At 34.6% G+C, this 18979-nt stretch carries 11 protein-coding genes; 10 read left to right on the forward strand and 1 reads right to left on the reverse strand.

Features of this window, described 5'->3' with window-relative positions; genetic code table 11:
- The 9 genes from glmS (at position 1) to P2W75_RS06255 (ending at position 12447) form a co-directional block, all read left to right on the forward strand.
- A complete protein-coding gene (gene glmS, locus P2W75_RS06215; RefSeq protein ID WP_276379558.1) occupies positions 1-1848 on the forward strand; it encodes a glutamine--fructose-6-phosphate transaminase (isomerizing) in 1848 nt (615 codons plus the stop codon).
- A 154-nt stretch (positions 1849-2002) separates the two neighbouring features.
- Positions 2003-2986, forward strand: a complete 984-nt coding sequence (locus P2W75_RS06220) for a hypothetical protein (RefSeq protein WP_276379560.1) — start codon at positions 2003-2005, stop codon at positions 2984-2986.
- Positions 2987-3297: 311 nt separating this feature from the next.
- Positions 3298-6108 carry a carboxypeptidase-like regulatory domain-containing protein gene (locus P2W75_RS06225; protein WP_276379562.1) on the forward strand — a complete coding sequence of 937 codons (2811 nt, stop codon included), beginning with the start codon at positions 3298-3300 and terminating at the stop codon, positions 6106-6108.
- A gap of 75 nt (positions 6109-6183) precedes the next feature.
- On the forward strand, positions 6184-7728 hold the full coding sequence (locus P2W75_RS06230) for a G-D-S-L family lipolytic protein (RefSeq protein ID WP_276379563.1): 1545 nt from the start codon (positions 6184-6186) through the stop codon (positions 7726-7728).
- Positions 7729-7965: 237 nt separating this feature from the next.
- A complete protein-coding gene (atpD, locus tag P2W75_RS06235) occupies positions 7966-9477 on the forward strand; it encodes a F0F1 ATP synthase subunit beta (protein WP_207294306.1) in 1512 nt (503 codons plus the stop codon).
- 83 nt (positions 9478-9560) lie between these two features.
- On the forward strand, positions 9561-9842 hold the full coding sequence (locus P2W75_RS06240) for a F0F1 ATP synthase subunit epsilon (RefSeq protein ID WP_276379565.1): 282 nt from the start codon (positions 9561-9563) through the stop codon (positions 9840-9842).
- 155 nt (positions 9843-9997) lie between these two features.
- On the forward strand, positions 9998-10426 hold the full coding sequence (locus P2W75_RS06245; protein ID WP_276379567.1) for a DUF2007 domain-containing protein: 429 nt from the start codon (positions 9998-10000) through the stop codon (positions 10424-10426).
- A gap of 244 nt (positions 10427-10670) precedes the next feature.
- Positions 10671-11309: an NAD(P)-dependent oxidoreductase gene (locus P2W75_RS06250; protein WP_276379568.1), complete on the forward strand. Its 639-nt coding sequence runs from the start codon at positions 10671-10673 to the stop codon at positions 11307-11309.
- Between the two features lie 271 nt (positions 11310-11580).
- Positions 11581-12447, forward strand: coding sequence for a TraB/GumN family protein (locus P2W75_RS06255; RefSeq protein WP_276379570.1), 867 nt, complete (start codon positions 11581-11583; stop codon positions 12445-12447).
- Positions 12448-12568: 121 nt separating this feature from the next.
- Here the strand turns inward: P2W75_RS06255 and P2W75_RS06260 are convergent, their stop codons facing one another.
- Entirely contained in the window at positions 12569-17815 is a 5247-nt protein-coding gene (locus tag P2W75_RS06260; RefSeq protein WP_276379572.1) for a T9SS sorting signal type C domain-containing protein, read from the reverse strand.
- Between the two features lie 383 nt (positions 17816-18198).
- On the opposite strand from P2W75_RS06260, the gene P2W75_RS06265 reads away from it, so the two are divergent.
- A complete protein-coding gene (locus tag P2W75_RS06265) occupies positions 18199-18675 on the forward strand; it encodes a regulatory protein RecX (RefSeq protein ID WP_276379574.1) in 477 nt (158 codons plus the stop codon).
- Positions 18676-18979 lie beyond the last annotated feature (304 nt).

Below are 18979 nucleotides of genomic sequence, written 5' to 3' on the forward strand. Positions count from 1 at the left end.
ATGTGTGGAATTGTTGGGTATATCGGTCATCGAGAGGCTTATCCTATTGTAATAAAAGGATTAAAGCGTCTTGAGTACAGAGGATATGATAGTGCCGGCGTTATGTTGTATGACGAAATAGGTATTAAACTCTGTAAAACAAAAGGAAAAGTTTCTGATCTAGAAACTAAAGCAAGTGATAATTTAACAACAAGCGGCAATATTGGAATTGGACATACGCGTTGGGCGACGCACGGTGTACCAAATGATGTGAACTCCCATCCACATCTTTCAAATTCTGGCGACTTAGTAATTATCCACAACGGAATTATCGAAAATTATGCACCTCTTAAAGAAGAATTAATCAAAAGAGGTTACACTTTTAAATCTGATACTGATACAGAAGTTTTAGTAAATTTAATAGAAGAAGTTCAAAAGAAAGAAAATATTAAATTAGGTAAAGCAGTTCAGATTGCTTTAAATCAGGTTGTAGGTGCTTATGCGATTGCGGTATTCGACAAAAAAAATCCAAACGAAATTGTAGCGGCAAGATTAGGAAGCCCATTAGCAATTGGAGTAGGAGAAGGCGAATATTTCATTGCTTCTGATGCATCTCCATTTATCGAATATACTTCGAATGCGGTATATCTTGAAGATGGTGAAATGGCAAATATCAGATTACACAAGCCGCTTAAAATTAGAAAAATTAAAGATGATTCTTTAGTAGATCCTTATATCCAGGAACTTCAAATGAATTTGGAGCAAATTGAAAAAGGAGGTTATGATCACTTTATGCTTAAAGAAATCTATGAGCAGCCAAGTGTAATTAAAGATACTTACAGAGGAAGACTTCATGCCAATGAAGGAATTGTTCAAATGGCAGGTGTTGAGGATAATCTTGAAAAATTCTTAAATGCGCAAAGAATATTAATCGTAGCTTGTGGTACTTCATGGCACGCAGGTTTGGTTGCTGAGTATATTTTTGAAGAATTTACGCGTATTCCAGTTGAAGTAGAATATGCTTCTGAATTTAGATACAGAAACCCAATCATTAATAAAAATGATGTAGTTATTGCGATTTCTCAATCTGGAGAAACGGCAGATACTATGGCGGCGATTAAATTAGCAAAAGAAAACGGCGCATTTGTTTTTGGCGTTTGCAACGTAGTAGGTTCATCTATTTCAAGAGAAAGCCATGCAGGTGCTTATACACATGCAGGTCCGGAAATTGGAGTAGCTTCTACTAAAGCTTTCACCACACAGATTACTGTTTTGGCTATGATTGCGCTTCGATTAGGAAAAGCAAAAGGAACTTTGTCAAACCCTGATTTCCATGCTTATTTACAGGAATTAGAATTGATTCCAGAAAAAGTAGGCGAGGCTTTGGGAACAAATGACAGAGCAAAAGAAATTGCAGCAGCATTTAAAGATGCGCCAAACTGTTTATACTTAGGTAGAGGATATAATTTTCCAGTTGCTTTAGAAGGTGCTTTAAAATTAAAAGAGATCTCGTATATTCACGCAGAAGGATATCCAGCTGCGGAGATGAAACACGGTCCAATTGCTTTAATTGATGAGCATATGCCAGTAATTGTAATTGCTCCGAAACAAGGGCATTATGATAAAATCGTAAGTAACATTCAGGAAATTAAGTCACGAAGCGGAAAAATTATTGCTGTTGTTACAAAAGGTGATACTCAAGTTCGTGAATTAGCGGATTATGTAATCGAAATCCCAGAAACTTCAGATGCATTGTCACCACTTATTACGACAATCCCATTACAATTGCTTTCATATTATATTGCAGTTATGAGAGGATGTAATGTCGATCAGCCTCGTAACTTGGCAAAATCAGTTACCGTAGAATAGTAATTATGTAAACTATATATGTTAAAAAAGCGAGATTTAGGTCTCGCTTTTTTTATTTTTAACAATCCATTATTTTTCATAATAAATTCATTAAAAAAAATATCTTTGTTTGTTAAAAGAGTGTATTTAAAATTTAAAAATAACTAAAAGATAAATGAAAAAGATTGCGGTAATAATTATGATGTTTAGTGTAAAGAGTATTTTTTGTCAAAATACTTATCCTACAAATGGGAATGTTTATTTTGATACCAGTTTAAAAATAGGAAAACAAGAAGCGGCTGCAAATACGGCTGGAGAGATTGTTCGGTTATCTTTACAGCCATATGGACATACCGCTGGGCCATGGAATTTTAAAGCTAGAGATATTTCTGGTTTTGCTTATCTAGATGTTGCCTATGGCTTGGGAAGTCCGATTTTTACAGTAGGAAGTGATAAAAATGTTGGCATTGGAACAATAACACCATCTGCTAATTTAGAAATTAAAAGTACTGCAGTAACAGGTGCCGAAACATTAATGAAATTAACTGTAAGCGACGCTTCTCAGGATTATCTAAAAATTTCTAACGGAACAAATACTGGGAATCAATTTCTTCCAACTATTGAAGGTTATAAAATGAGCGATAATAGATCAGTTCTTTATATAACAGGAAGCATTGATGCTAGTAATGATAATGGTACTAACCCACTTATGGTGTTTGATTCAAGAATGGGTACTACATCTGTAGTAACAAGACCTCTTTTTGCATGGGACTCATACGGAGCACGAAAAATGACTCTTAATTCTAATGGAAGTTTAGGTATTGGAACAGCTACTACAGGTACACATAAGCTGGCTGTTGAAGGTTCAATCGCTTCAAGAGAAGTGAAAGTATTGGCTACAGGTTGGGCAGACTTCGTCTTTAAAAAGGATTATGATTTACCTACGTTACAAGAAGTGGAGAAGCATATTCAAGAAAAAGGGTATTTAGCAGATATTCCAAGTGAACAAGAGGTGTTGAAAAATGGGATTAATCTTGGAGAGATGAACGCTAAGCTCTTACAAAAGATTGAAGAATTGACCTTATATGTAATTGATCAAAATAAAGAAATACTAAACTTGAAAAATCGGTTGAATAATTTGGAGTCAAGTAAAAAGTAAAACAATGAAGAATGTTAAAAAAGCGAGATTTAGGTCTCGCTTTTTTTATTTGTCGAATTTTTTTTCTAAAGGGTGTATTTTTATTAAATATGTAATAAAATTAGTGAAAATTATATGTATGCATAGTATTGTTGAATATATAACATTGATATTTTGATTTTATTACAAGAAATTTAATTACGAAATAGTTAAGATTGTTTTAAAAAATGTGTTGAATGTTGGTTTTTTTTAGCCTTTTTTTAATAATATTAAAAATATTTGTATTTTGGCTATAATAAACTAACAAGTAACTAATCCAAAAACTAACCCTAATGAGAGTCTATTTACTAATTATGTTGTTTTTTAGCGGAATATCCTTTGCGCAGAATACAATTACAGGTTCTGTTACCGATAGTAACAAACAGTCTGTCCCTGGTGCCAATATTAATGTGGTTGGAAGTACCAATGGAACTTCTACCGATTTTGATGGTACATTTAAACTGAATACTTCATCTAAACCGCCGTTTACTATTAAAATATCGGCTGTAGGTTTTGAGGCGAAAACTATAAATGTTACGTCATTAAGCCAAAGGATAGATGTTGTTTTGAAAGATGAAGAAACTAAATTAGATGAAATCGTAGTTTCGGCTTCGAGAACTCCTGAGAGAGTAATTGAGTCACCGGTTACTATTGAGAGAATGGGGATTCAGGAAATAAAAAATACCACTGCTCCAACTTTCTATGATGGTTTAGAAAACTTAAAAGAAGTAAATTTCAATACGAGCAGTATTTCTTTTAAATCAATAAACACTCGTGGTTTTGCTACAGTTGCGAATACGCGTTTTATGCAATTAGTAGATGGTATGGATAACTCTTCTCCAGCTTTGAACTTTGTATTAGGAAACTTAATTGGTATTTCTGATATCGATGTGGCTAGTGTTGAGCTTTTGCCGGGAGCATCATCTGCTCTTTATGGAGCAAATGCTTTTAACGGTATTATGTTTATGAATAGTAAAAGTCCGTTCACAAATGAGGGTATTAGTGTGTATTATAAATACGGACAGACTACTCAAAAAGCAGCAGGAACAAACGATTACAATGATTTTGGAATCAGAGCTGCAAAAGCATTTACCAGACATTTTGCGATGAAAGCAAACTTCACTTATATGGAAGCATCAGAGTGGATTGCTGCTGATACAAGAAGTATGACTGGTGGTTCTGTTGGACATGCAATGAATCAAAATTATGATGGGTTAAATATTTACGGTGATGAGGTTACTACTTCTATTCCAAATGTTGGTCAAGTGAGTAGAACAGGATATCGTGAACAAGATTTAACTGATAATAAAGTTAAAAGTATGAAAGCTGACTTTAGTGCTCATATTAAGCCTTGGGCTGATGACACAGAAATTATTTTACAATATAAAATTGGTACAGGAAGTACTATTTATCAAGGAGCAAATAGATATGCGTTGAAAGACTTCTTGATGCAACAAGGTAAATTTGAAATAAAAGGTAAAAACTTTTTTGGTAGAATTTATTTTACAAGTGAAGATGCGGGAGATTCTTATGACATGAGATTCGCAGGTTGGAACATTAACAGATTGGCTAAATCAGATAAAAACTGGTTTACTGATTATGGAACAGCATTTCAATTGTCTTCTGCCTTGTTAGGACTTAATGCTAATGATGCTGCGGTTTATGCTAGAAATTTTGCTGATTACAATGTTTCTCCAAACTTGCCATTGGTTCCGAATATTGACCCAGCTAATCCAAGTGCTCCAAGATCAGCAAGATTTGAACCGGGATCAGCACAGTTTAATAATGCGCTTGCAACGGTAACTTCTAATGCCGATTTAACTCAGGGAGCTAAATTTATAGATCATTCAAAATTATATCATTCAGATGTAAATTATAATTTCAGAGACCTTATCAAATTTGCTGAAATCCAAGTTGGAGGATCGTGGAGAAAATATGTAATGGATTCTGAAGGAACAATTTTTACAGATTATGATGGTCCAATCGAATATAAAGAATACGGTGCATATGCCCAAGTACAAAAAAAATGGTTAGACGACAGATTGAAATTTACAGGATCTTTACGTTATGACAAAAGCCAAAACTTCGACGGAAATATTTCGCCTAGAGTATCATTTGTGTATTCTGCAGGAGCTTCTAAAAGACACAACTTCAGAGTTTCTTATCAAACGGGTTTCCGTAACCCTACTACACAGGATCAATATATTGGTTTAGATTTAGGGCCATTTGCCTTAATTGGATCAGCCGCTGATAACTTAGATCGTTTTCAAGAAACAGTTAATGTGAGTGCTTCAGGTCAGGCTTTGGCGGGACAGCCTGCGACTATAGGGATGTCTGGTCGTAATGCATACGAAAATGCATATACATTAGCTTCTGTTCAAGCATTTGCGGCTTCTGCAAATCCAGCAGATCTTAAAGTGGCAAATGTTCAATTAGTGAAACCAGAAGAAGTTCAAGCTTTTGAGGCTGGGTATCGTACAGTGGTTCAAAATGATTTGTCAATTGATATTAATGGGTATTATAATATCTACAATGATTTCATGAATACTTCAAGAGTAATTTCTCCTTACTACGGAACGGCAGGAATTAATTCTGCAGATCCTTCTGTTCAGTTAAGTTATGCGGCTTTAGCTTTTGGAGACAGAAGAGTGTATCAAGTTTATACTAATACTACTGCTCAGATTACATCATTAGGTTTTGGGGTTGGATTGTCTAAAAAAGTATATAAAGACTTCGAGCTTGGAGTAAACTATAATTACGCTCAGTTTAATTTTGATCAATCAGATGATCCAAGTTTCGTGGCAGGATTTAACACTCCAAAACATAGAATTAAAGCTTCTCTTGGAAATGCTAAGCTGACTAAAAACTTAGGCTTTAATGTAAATGTGAGATGGAATACAGAATATTTATGGCAGTCTTCTTTTGGAGACGGTATGATTCCTGAAAATACAGTTCTTGATGCTCAGGTTAATTATGGAATTCCAAAACTGAAATCAGTTATTAAAGTTGGAGCAACAAACCTTTTCGGATCAGATTATCTTCAGGTAATTGGAGCGGGAGCAATTGGTAAAATGTGGTTTGCTTCTTGGATCATTAATCCTTAATTGGAAAATATTTGATCAAAAAAGGATTTGCTTTCTTTTAAAAAAGAAAGAGCTAATAATTTAAAAAGTAATAACATGAAAAAAAATATAAAATGGCTGTTTTTGGTTGCTTTAACCTTTATGGCATGTAATAGTGATGATGATAATAAAACGCCAGAAGAAGTTCCTGTAACACCAGGTTCGGCGGTTTTTACAAAATATGTAGCACTTGGAGATTCTTTTGCTGCAGGATATAGTGATAATGCACTTTTTAAGAAAGGACAAGAGAATGGATATCCTAATATTTTGGCGCAGCAATTTGTTGCTGCGGGTGGAGGTGCTTTTACAATACCTTATATGAATGATAATAAAGGAGGTCTTCTTTTAGGTGGAAATGTAATAGCTGGAACACGCTTATATTTCACAGCACAAAGAACAGCAGTTCCAGTGCTTGGTCCGCCAACTACAGAAGTTACTACGCATCTTACAGGGCCATTTAATAATCTTGGAGTTCCTGGAGCAAAAAGTTTCCATTTAGTGGCAGCTGGATATGGTAATGTTGCAGGTGTAGCTACAGGTGCAGCGAATCCTTATTTTGCAAGATTTTCAAGCTCACCATCCACAACTGTTTTGGCAGATGCATTGGTTCAAGCACCTACATTTTTTTCTTTGTTTATTGGAGGAAATGATGTCTTAAGTTATGCTTTGTCTGGTGGAACAGGAAAAGATCAAACGGGTAATATGAATCCTGCGACTTATGGAGGCAATGATATTACGGATCCAACTGTTTTTGCAAGTGTATATTCTTCTTTATTGACAGCTTTAACAGCGAATGGTGCAAAAGGAGTTGTGGCAAACTTACCATACATTACAACTTTGCCTCATTTTACTACGGTTCCTTATAACCCACTTACTCCTCAATTATTGGGAAGTAATCTTGCTGTACTTAATGCCCAATTATACGGACCATTAAAACAAGTTTTGACAAACTTTAATGCTGGTGACCGAATCAATTTATTGTCTACAACATCAGCAAATCCATTATTAATTAAAGATGAAAGTCTTCCAAATCTTGCTGCTCAAATAACCGCAGCATTAACACCATCATTGGGTGCTCAAACTGCGGCTTTTTACGGTGCTGTTTTCGGACAAGCAAGACAAGCAAAATCAACCGATTTAATTCTTTTAACAACACAATCTGCAATTGGTGCTGCTCCAACAGCTGCTGATTCAGGATTGGGGATTGCTCCGCCAGCTCCGTTAAATGTTTTTGGAATTTCATATCCATTACAAGACAAACATGTTATTATTCCAACAGAAGCAGCAGAAATCAAAAAAGCTACTGATGCTTATAATGTGACAATCGAATCTTTAGCAAAAGAAAAAGGTATAGCATTTGTTGATACAAGAGCTACCATGACGCAATTGTCAAGTGGAGGGGTTAAATTTGGAAACTTTACTATGACTTCTTCATTTGCGGTTGGTGGTGCCTTTTCATTAGATGGTGTTCATCCTAGTCCAAGAGGATATGCTTTAATTGCCAATATTTTTATTGATGCGATAAATGCAAAATATGGTTCGACACTTCGTCATGCTGATTTGGCGACTTATCAAATTCAATATCCTGCAACACTTCCATAAAGAAACTTAAATTTTAGATATAAAAAAGTCTCACATTTTTAATATGTTGAGGCTTTTTTTGTTTTTAAGAAAAATGCTGTTTTCTATATTTTTTGGCTCAGTTTTATGAATCAAACAAAATCGTGCTATTTTTTATGAAAAAAAAATTGATTTTATATTTTAAAAAATTATCTTTGCGCTCTGAAAAAAGAGGTATTTTCGATAAACCTAAATAGCTATTTAATAAATACATAAGTAATGTCAAAAGTAATAGGAAAAGTTGCTCAAATCATTGGACCAGTAGTTGACGTAGTTTTCAACGGTAAGGATGTTGAACTTCCAAAAATTTATGATTCACTAGAAGTCACTAAAAAAGACGGAACTTTATTAGTTCTAGAAGTACAATCTCACATTGGAGAAAACACTGTTCGTACAATCTCTATGGACTCAACAGACGGTTTGTCTAGAGGATATGAAGTAGTTGGAACAGGAAGTCCAATCCAAATGCCAATCGGTCCAGATGTATATGGAAGATTATTTAATGTTGTTGGAGATGCCATTGATGGTTTAGGTAATTTACCTAAAACTGGAGAAAACGGTCTGCCAATCCACAGACAAGCTCCAAAATTTGAAGATTTATCAACTTCATCTGAAGTATTATTTACAGGTATCAAAGTAATCGATTTGATCGAGCCTTACGCAAAAGGAGGTAAAATTGGATTGTTTGGTGGTGCTGGTGTAGGTAAAACTGTATTGATTCAGGAGTTGATCAACAATATCGCAAAAGGTCACGGTGGACTTTCAGTATTCGCTGGAGTAGGTGAAAGAACACGTGAAGGAAATGACTTGCTTCGTGAGATGTTAGAGTCAGGAATTATTAAATACGGTGATGATTTCATGCACTCTATGGAAAATGGAGGATGGGATTTATCTAAAGTAGATATGCCAGGAATGAGAGAGTCTAAAGCTACTTTCGTTTTCGGACAAATGAATGAGCCACCTGGAGCTCGTGCACGTGTGGCACTTTCAGGATTATCTATCGCTGAGTATTTCCGTGATGGGGCTGGATCTGATCAAGGTAAAGACGTATTGTTCTTCGTTGATAACATCTTCCGTTTTACACAAGCAGGTTCTGAGGTATCGGCACTTTTAGGTCGTATGCCATCTGCAGTAGGTTACCAGCCAACTTTAGCAACTGAAATGGGTGCTATGCAAGAGCGTATTACATCTACAAACAAAGGATCTATTACATCTGTACAAGCGGTTTACGTTCCTGCAGATGACTTAACTGACCCGGCGCCGGCTACAACTTTCGCGCACTTAGATGCAACAACAGTATTGTCTCGTAAAATTGCTGAGTTAGGTATTTATCCTGCGGTTGACCCGTTAGATTCTACTTCAAGAATTTTAACTCCACACATCTTAGGAGATGAGCACTACAACTGTGCACAAAGAGTAAAAGAAATTCTTCAAAAATACAAACAACTACAAGATATCATCGCGATCTTAGGTATGGAAGAGTTATCTGAAGAAGATAAATTAGCTGTATCAAGAGCTCGTCGTGTACAACGTTTCTTGTCTCAACCATTCCACGTAGCAGAACAATTTACAGGTATCCCAGGAGTATTAGTAGATATTAAAGATACTATCAAAGGTTTTAACATGATTATCGACGGTGAGTTAGATCACCTTCCAGAAGCAGCTTTCAACTTGAAAGGTTCTATTCAAGATGCAATCGAAGCTGGAGAGAAAATGTTAGCTGAAGCATAATAATTTGGTTGTTAGTTGCTAGTTGTCAGTTGTTAGAAAGCAACCATCAACCATCAACCATCAACTATTAACTAAAAAAAAATATGATTTTAGAAATAGTATCACCAGAAGCGAAATTATTTTCAGGAGAAGTTACTTCGGTTACTTTGCCAGGAGTTGACGGAAGCTTCCAGATTTTAAATCATCACGCACCTATTGTTTCTATTTTAGAAAAAGGAACGATTAAAATTGTAGCTCCAAGCTTTAATTTTTCTAAAGAGGTAGCAGATAAATTTACGAAAGTTAATGACCAAACCTATACATTAGAAATTACGTCAGGTACTATCGAAATGAAAGACAATAAAATAATTGTTTTAGTTGACTAAAGCAGTTTAAAATAAATTGAAAAGCCAAACATTTTTGTTTGGCTTTTTTTTTAACTATTGAATTGAGAATACAAAATTGGAAAAGAATAATCTTAATTTTTATTCTTTTTGTTATGTTTTTTAGTTTTGTAATAAAGAAGTTAACTTTCGTATTTATGAAAGAGAGTGTTTTTAAAATTATGAAAGAAGATTTTAAGTTAATTAGGACTTATCAATACTCGTCGGAAGCTCAAGTATTTGTCGGAAAATTGAAGTCTGAAGGAGTTGAAGTTTATTTGAGAGATAATCATATTGTAGATTCAAATCCTATTTGGAGTAATGCTGTAGGCGGAGTTAAGCTTTTTGTAAAAAGTGAAGATTTTGACAAGGCTAGTGAAGTTTTATCAACAATTAGTCAATATTCATTAGATGAAAAAAATGATTTAATTAAATGCCCTAAGTGTGGGGCAGAACAAGTTGAGATGACTACTTCAATAGGAGATGCGAAATCATTAATCATATTTATTTTTTCATTGCTTTTTAGTTTGATTCCCTTTTACACAAGGTATTGTTATAAATGTAATTGTTGTAAGGCAGAATTTTAAAAGACATAATATAATTATTCAGATGAGGTTTTGAAATAAGTATCTAGTTATCCAAAACGAAGAAAAATACAATAATTTGAAAGTCAAACGTTTTGTTTGGCTTTTTTTATTTTTTACTTTTGAGGTATTAGAATCTCTTTATAAAATATTTGATCCTTTTTAAAAGCTCAGTAAGCTTTTATGTTTTCGTTTCATATGCCTATGAAGCGCAATTATCTTATGTCAAATTTTATAAAGAATATTTATGAAAAATATATCAAAAGTCGCTGTTCTTGGCGGCGCGGGAAGAACTGGACAATTTCTTGTAAACCAGTTATTGCATCAAGGATTTAGTGTTAAAGCATTAGTGAGAAATCCAGATAATTTTACCATTCAAAATCCACAGCTCGAAATTATTAAAGGTGATGCTATTTATGAAGAATCTATTTCTTTGCTGTTAAACAATTGTCAGGCTGTATTGAGTACAATTGGTCAAAGACCGGGCGAACCAATGGTAGCAAGTCAGGCGACAAAAAATGTACTACATGCTATGAAGGAATATTGTATTGACCGATATTTGATTTTAGCAGGTCTTAATATCGATACTCCTTTCGATAAAAAAAGTCCTAAAACAATGATGGCTACAGATTGGATGAAAACTAATTTTCCAGAAATTCAGAAAGACCGTCAGAAAACCTATGATATTTTAGAAGCAAGTGCTGCTAAGTGGACTCAGGTTCGCGTTCCACTAATTGAATTTACGGATCGCAATTCTGAAATTTCTGTGAATCTGGAAGATTGTCTTGGTGATAAAATTAGTGCTTTCAATATTTCTTCATTTATGATTAAGGAAATGGTTGAAGAAAATTTTATCAGGCAGTCGCCATTTATTAGTGAAGTATAAATTATAAATTCAAAAGTCGGTATGAAATTCATGCCGACTTTTTTAATTCAAAATGCAAAAGCTAAATTAAAGCCAAAATGGAATTAATTTTCTTCTAAGCAGCAAGAAGATGGTTTTAATAATTTTTAAGCTTATATCTAAAGAAAAGATGTTTTTGAGTAGAACTTCATTAATCATAGGGAAGAAATTTTGTAACGTTTTTAAATTTTGATTACTTACACTACATAATTAACTAAATCAATAATTTTTAATTTTAATTACTGAGTACAAAATGAAAAATATATTTAATCTATTTGCTGTTTTTTTAATGATGTTTTTGGGTTCAAAAATGATTGCTCAATCAGAACCTATAAAAACTGAAGATTCACTCTTATGGGAAGTTTCTGGAAACGGACTTTCAAAGCCTTCTTATTTGTATGGAACGATACATATGATCTGCTCATCGGATTATTTTCTTTCGGATAAAACAAAAAAAGCTTTCGAAGCATCTGAAAAATTGGTTTTAGAAATTAATGTTGCTGATCCCAAAGAATTTTCTGAAATGCAGCAGCTGGCAATAGGCAAAGAGCCTTTAAGTAAAAAATTAAGTCCAGAGCAATTGAATAAGCTAGATGCTATTTTGAAGAAAACGACCGGAATGTCTGTAAAACAAGTTGATAGTTTTAATTTGCTGACTGTAATGAGTTTGATTTCTATGAAAACTTTTGGTTGTTTGGATTTGAAATTTTACGAAATGGAATTTACAGAACAAGCTAAGGAGAGAAATATTGAAATTGGTGGATTAGAAACCGTAAAATCTCAATTTGCAATTCTAGAAGGAGCTTATACAAATGATGAAATGATTAATATGCTTGATGAATCGACTTTGGAAGAAACAGATAAATTGGTTTCTGAATATAAATCTGAAAATATTGAGGGAATGTACGATGTTGCTGCCGATGAAAAATATACCAGTGCTAAAATCAAGAAAATTATTTTGGATGAGAGGAATTTAAATTGGGTGAAAATTATGCCTGATTTGATGAAAAAACAGAGTGTGTTTTTCGCATTCGGAGCAGCACATTTAGTGGGGGAATTTGGGGTTATTAAGTTGTTGCGAAATTTAGGTTATACTGTTAAACCTGTTCTGAATAAATAGATTTTGAAGATGATCATGAATTTTCAAATGGTCAGATAACAAGACTAAATCATTTATTTGTAAGCATTAAAAAACTCCATTTATCAATTGACAAATGGAGTTTTTCTTTTGGAAGTTGGTATTATTTAAAAATAATCTTTCGGGTTATCTGAGCATTGTTTTCAAGTGCGGCTTTTACCACTAATACCTGATCCGCTGCCAGTAGATTTGAAATTGAAAATTCAGCTGCCCCGATTTTCTTTCTGTTATAAAGAAGTTTTCCTGTAACATCGTAAATCGTAATTTCTGTAATGTTTTCTTTTGAAGAAGTTGCTTTAATAACTTTATCTTTTACAGAAATCAACAGTCCGTATTCAGCATTTTCGAAATCTCCTGTTCCTAAATTTTTATTGGTGTAACGCAACGTGAAACGATCTGCGAAAGTTCCTGCTGCAGTATTGAATTTATAATCAGAAGCTTTCAGATCATGAATAGCATTGGTTTTTTTATCCTCAAGATAAATAGCTTGATCGTTAAATAATCCGTCAGTATGGTCAATTGCAATCGTAAATTCACCAGCTACAGTAGTTTTATATCCCATTGGAACTACATCGGTGTTTTCAAAAGGAAGTGCACGCGCCTGAATGGTAAGTGATGTATTGTCATTAATACTGTAAAAATCAATATAGGTATTTCCATCCAGTGTAATAGCATCATATTGTAAATCCCAGTTGTTTGTTGCACCGCCTACATAGCCAAGCAGGGTTTGTTTGAAAGCGCCTTCTTTGTTGGAAATATTCAGCCAGATACGATTTTTTTCAATGCTGTTAGTAGTTGCTGGTTTGTAAAACTGGCTATTGTTTCCAGAAACGCGCATATTGTTTGTAAAGGTAATGTTGGTTCCAACTCCAGTGTTGCTAAAGAAAGCTTGTCCAGCAGCAATAAAGCCTGTTGGTGTTTGTGCAGGATTTGAAGTTGTAACCCCACCTGTAGCATTGAAAACAGCGTAATCATTTGCGGTATAATTGTATTTGGCATCTCCTACAACAGAACCATTTGGAGGTGAATTGTGCATCCAGAAATAAAGAGATCCAATATTGCTGTTTGAATTCATAAGTAAATTAGCATCGATAGCGGATGGATATGGATTACCAATTAAATTCCAGCTGTTTGAAGCTGCTGGAATAGTAACATCTCCATTATTAGGAACTCCCACAAAAGATGCCGTGTAAATTGACGAGTTTACAATGTCAAAAGTCTGCGGTGCTCTTACGATATAACCTATTCCTTTTTCCATTGGTAATGTCCCGTTATAATTTATTACCCATCCTGAACTTGGGTTAAAGCTGTAATACTTATCTCCTAATGTTGCTGGTGAAAGATTTGCCAGTGTATAGGCAGGTGTTGCTGTAACAGGCGAAGACCAATAGGTAAAATCATATCGACGTACTTGTTGTGTATTTCGTAGATAAGTGATATTCCCTGTGTTAACAGCATTTGTAGTTTGTACTAAACTAGAATTATTATTGAAGGTTAATGAACCATTTGTAGTTACTGCATTTGTAATGGTTAAAGTAACACCTGCAGGAACTACTACATTTACACCCGCATTAATGGTTAAAGAACAGCCTGTTGTGTTTGCAGTAAATGGCTGACTTGCTGCAGAAGTAATGACAATTCGTTTTGTGTTATCTGGAGTTACTCCGCCAACCCATGCGGCACCATTCCATGTTGCCGTTGTGCTGTCCGAGATTACCACAGAACCAGTTGATGTTGAAGTACAAGTCCCATTTGAAACCGTAAAAGTATAGGTTCCAGCAGCCAAACCAGTCACAGTATAGCTGTTTCCTGATCCAGAAATTGTTCTTGAGCTAGATCCTGACTGATTGATTGTCCAGCTTCCGGCAGGAAGATTTGATAAAACCACTGAACCTTGCACTGTACAAGTTTCATTTGTTGTGGTTCCTGCTGAAGGAGCAGCTGGTAATGGATTTACCGTTAACATTACAACATTTGATATTGTATTACAAGTTGCACTTGTTACTGTACAGCGAACATAGTATCCTGAATAACCTAACTGAACGCTTGTCAATGCCAAAATAGCCGTATTATGTCCGCTTACTCCTGCAGCTCCGTTTGTTATAGTCCAAGGACCAGATGCGCTATTTGAATATTCCCATTGATAAGTTGGACTAGACGCTGAAGTTGTTACAGTAAAACTTCCGTTTTGTCCTTCGCAAAGTGCCAAAGCTTGTGGCTGTGTTGTAATAACAGGTAAAGCGTTTACAGTAATTGCATTGGATGAAGTCGCAGCAGTTGCTGTACAACCGTTCCCATTTGTATAATTAATAGTTACGGTTTTGCTTCCCGCAGTTAAATATCGTAAAGTAACAGTATTGTCATTTGTTGAACCACCAGAAATAATGCTGTAATTGGTATTTAAAACTCCTGGGAATCCCCAAACATAATTGGTCATGCCAGATTGAGTTGTATAAGTAACATCTGTTCCCACACAAGTTGGAGAACCGGGTTGTGCTGTAAATGTTGGAGTAGGTAATGCATTTACTGTAAGTGCCACAGCATTTGAAGTTACGCTTGATGAACATGCCCCAGTAACCACAACGCTATAATTACCAGCATTTGCGGCTAACGGATTTGTTATAGTAAGTGTATTTGTAGTTGCTCCGCTGAATACTCCGCCATTCGTTATTGGATTTCCATTAAATCTCCAAGAATAAGCTAAACTTGATCCTGTTGCTGTAACTGAAATAGTTCGAACACCATTACCAGAACAAACCGCTGTTGGAGCCGTAGGCTGTGTTGTAATAACAGCAGAAGTCATGTCTACAAAAACTGGAGTTGAATTTATAGAAGAAGCACCACAAGTCACTACTGCACGGTAATACGTTTTTGTAGTTTGCGATGTGGTGAAAGTAGCATTAGAATTTGCAACATCTAAAAACTGAATTCTAACATTGTCAATTACATGTATATCTGTTGATCCTCCATTTCGAGCAGAAAATTTAAATTTCCAGTTCGATTTGTCATCTGTAAGATAACTAGCAGGTAAAGTTAATTTAGAAACAATAACAGTACCTCCAATAGTTACAGTTAATCTGCCATTTGAATCTACAGACATTACAACATTTCGTGCCGTTGAAGTTCTTAAATTAAACGGAACATTTATTGCAGAATTAAATATCGAATAACCATTATAAAGTATTCTTACACGGCTGCCAGTAGCAACGCCTTCATTATCGTAAGTATCAAGTTGTAAAACGATTCCAGAACCTTCACCGCTTTCACCGCCACCTGCATTGTTGGCGATATTTCCGGCATAGCTTAAGCTTAATCCGTCAGCTCCACTTCCTCCATATATCTTATAGTCGAAAGAAGCTGAAAAAGCATTTTGATTTGTTCCTGGAGTAGCATTAATTAAAAAACCTCCAAGATAACTTCCATTGTTTTGAGTTAAAAATAATTCGCCTCCTGTTATTGAAGTGTCATTCCCATACAAACTTATATTTCCTACAGTTGTATTGGCAGATTGTGCAGTTGTGAAATCGTTATTAAAAAATGTTGTTGGAGCCGGTGTAGCATTTGTCCAAGCATTGCCGTCAGGCGAAGTCTGCCATGTGTAGGTAGTATTGTCTGTAAATATGCTTCCTAAAGAAAGTGTAAAAGGAATATTTGGGCAGACAGAAGTACTTGTCGATAATGTGCTGACACCTGCTGGTAGTGAACATCCTGATTGAAGTGTAATTACATAATCTTCAACCTGCCCAATACCAGTGCTTACAGTACAGGGTGTTGAGTTATAAGTTCCTGATCCCACAAGTCCTATAATACGCATACTTATATTGGTACCCGTTGCTGTTGATGGAATTTGAATGTATACCGAGGTTGCTTTACTATCTATACCTGAAGAATTGTTTATTGTTCCAATTTGAAATGGTCCTTCTCCGGCATCTGCAAAATCTCCATCTCCATTCCAATCAAAAAAAGCAGTATAATATCCGTTTCTGTCTCCAGTTGTATTTCCTTTTACAGTTAATGCATAATACTGGCCTGTACTTACAGTGGTTGTAGTAGTAGAAGCTGGAAAACTTTCGTAAGAAACCGTGCTTGAAGCAGATGTTGTATTATCAAGCGTATTAAATTTTACAGAAGTAATAGGTGAAACTGTTGAAAAGGAAGTACAAGTACTTGATGAAACATTGATCTGTCCTGTTGTTGCGGTGAAATAAGTATTGTTTTTATAGGTTGCCGGTGAACTTGTACTTCCCCAAGAACCTGGTAAAACTTGAGTACCGCCTAAAGATAAGATGTTAGCGTTGTGTGTTTGAGTACCTAAATTAGCAGTAACCCCAGAATTGATAATTAAACTATTAGTTATTGAAGTCGCACCGCTAGAAGCAAAAGTTTTCGTTCCGCTTCCTGAAAAAGTTAGGTTATTGAAATTAGGTACGTTAAATGATTGATCTGTTCCATTTAAAGTAACTGTGCCTGTTCCTGGAGTAAATGTACCAGTGCTTGTAAAGTTGCCTCCTATGGTTAAATTATAATTGTTTGTTGCAAATGTTACTCCATTTCCTATAGTTGCATTAGATGTAACTGTTATTGCAGTGCTTAAAGTTTTAGTCCCACTTGCTCCTGATATAGTCAGGTTATTATATGTGGTTGAGTACACTGTTTGATTTCCAGCTCTATCGTAATTCACAATCGAATTGCTTCCATTCAATGTTATGGTATTTGTCCCTGTTCCACTTAAACTGAAAGGGGTTGTTGCACTTAATAATAAAGTCCCTGATTGTGCTCCAGTTGCATTTGAAAATGTGGAGTTATTGTTTGCGTGTTCATTGTTAGAGATTATTTGTCCATCAAGATCCAATATGCCACTTTGAAGATTAAATGTTGCATTACAAAGGTTTCCACTATTTCTTCTACTATCGAGTGTTAAATTTCCACTTACATTTAAATTTGAAATAGTTGAGTTAATGGTAGTACCAATAGCAGAATTTGGATTGACATTGCTACCGACGGTTATCGAACTACAATTTATTGTCCCTGTTCCAGCTAAAGTTACTGTTCGAGAGCTTGAAGCTGATGATTCATGTATGATAGCTCCACTTGTAGCTACCGTTAAAATAATTCCAGTATTAACGGTTAATGTATTTGCATTTCCCCTAAATGTTATAGAGCTACAAGCTGCATTCGCAGTTACAACGATTGAATGCCCTTCAATATATACAACATCTCCTGCTACAGGAACACTTGCTCCAGAAGCTCCTCCGGAAGAAATTGACCATGTTGCAGTAGAATTCCAATTTCCATTTGCAACAGAATATCTATTTGCGGCGTTAGAAAATGAAACAAAAAAGAACATCATTAAGCAAATCAGATTTAAATGAGGAACAAAAATTTTTTTGCTAATAGATTTGGGGTAAAATAAAAATGAATAAACGAACCAAAGTAGTTTTCTAATCATAGTAGGCATGGTATTTAAGTTTTTGTTTTGGATTTGGGGGGTAAAAAAACTTTAAGTTTTCTGTCTAAAACTTAATATGTAATTTTGGGGTTAAATTCTTATTAATAACTGTTCAATGATTTAAACAGTTTAACAAACAGAATTTACCCACAAAATTATTACAATTTGGAATAAAAAACAACTCTTCAAAAAATGGTTTTTAAGAAAAGTGAATATTTTATCTTAAAATTTAACAGTTGTTTGTTTATTTTTATCATTAATAGTTAAAAAGCGAGAAAATACACATGGATTCATTTTTTACACCACAACAAGCCTTACAGAAGTTAGAACGTTTTTGTGCGTATCAAGAACGCTGTCATGATGAAGTTGTGGCTAAGCTATACACGCTTAAAATGACTCCTGATGAGATTGATCTTATTGTAGTTCAATTGATTGAAAATAACTTTTTGAACGAAACAAGATTTGCCTGCAGCTTTGCAAGAGGAAAGCATAGAATTAAACATTGGGGTAAAATCAGGATTACAAATGAGCTTAAAATGCGAAATATTTCTTCGACAAATATCACGTTGGCTCTTAAACAAATTTCTGCTGAGGAATATTCAGATACTTTTGAAAATCTTTCTGAAAGATGCTGGAATTCTATTTCGGAAAAAAACAATCTAAAAAAACGCAAAAAATTTTGTGATTATATGCTTCGAAGAGGATATGAAAGCAATTTAGTTTATGATAAGGTTAAAGAATTAGAAGGAAATAAATCCTGAAATTTTTCAAAAAACAGTTAATGAAATTTATCCTTTTTTTACCATAAATCGAGTCGAAAATATCCTAAATTCCTTACGGAATAAAAAATGACTTTTTGTTGTGAAATATTACTTTTCTGTCACTTTTTCATCAAACTCGACGTTTTTCCGACGATTTTATTTTTTCAAAGCGTAAAAAAACGCTCTTATTACGGATTTTTCCTATTTTTAGTTAAATTTTTTTATAAGAAATTCCATAAAATACCCAGATTTATTATGTAATTCATCGAGTATTTTGTCGGTTTATCGATTATATGGTCATTCT

Origin of the sequence: Flavobacterium sp. H4147, assembly GCF_029360735.1 — a bacterium.
Lineage (GTDB): Bacteria > Bacteroidota > Bacteroidia > Flavobacteriales > Flavobacteriaceae > Flavobacterium > Flavobacterium endoglycinae.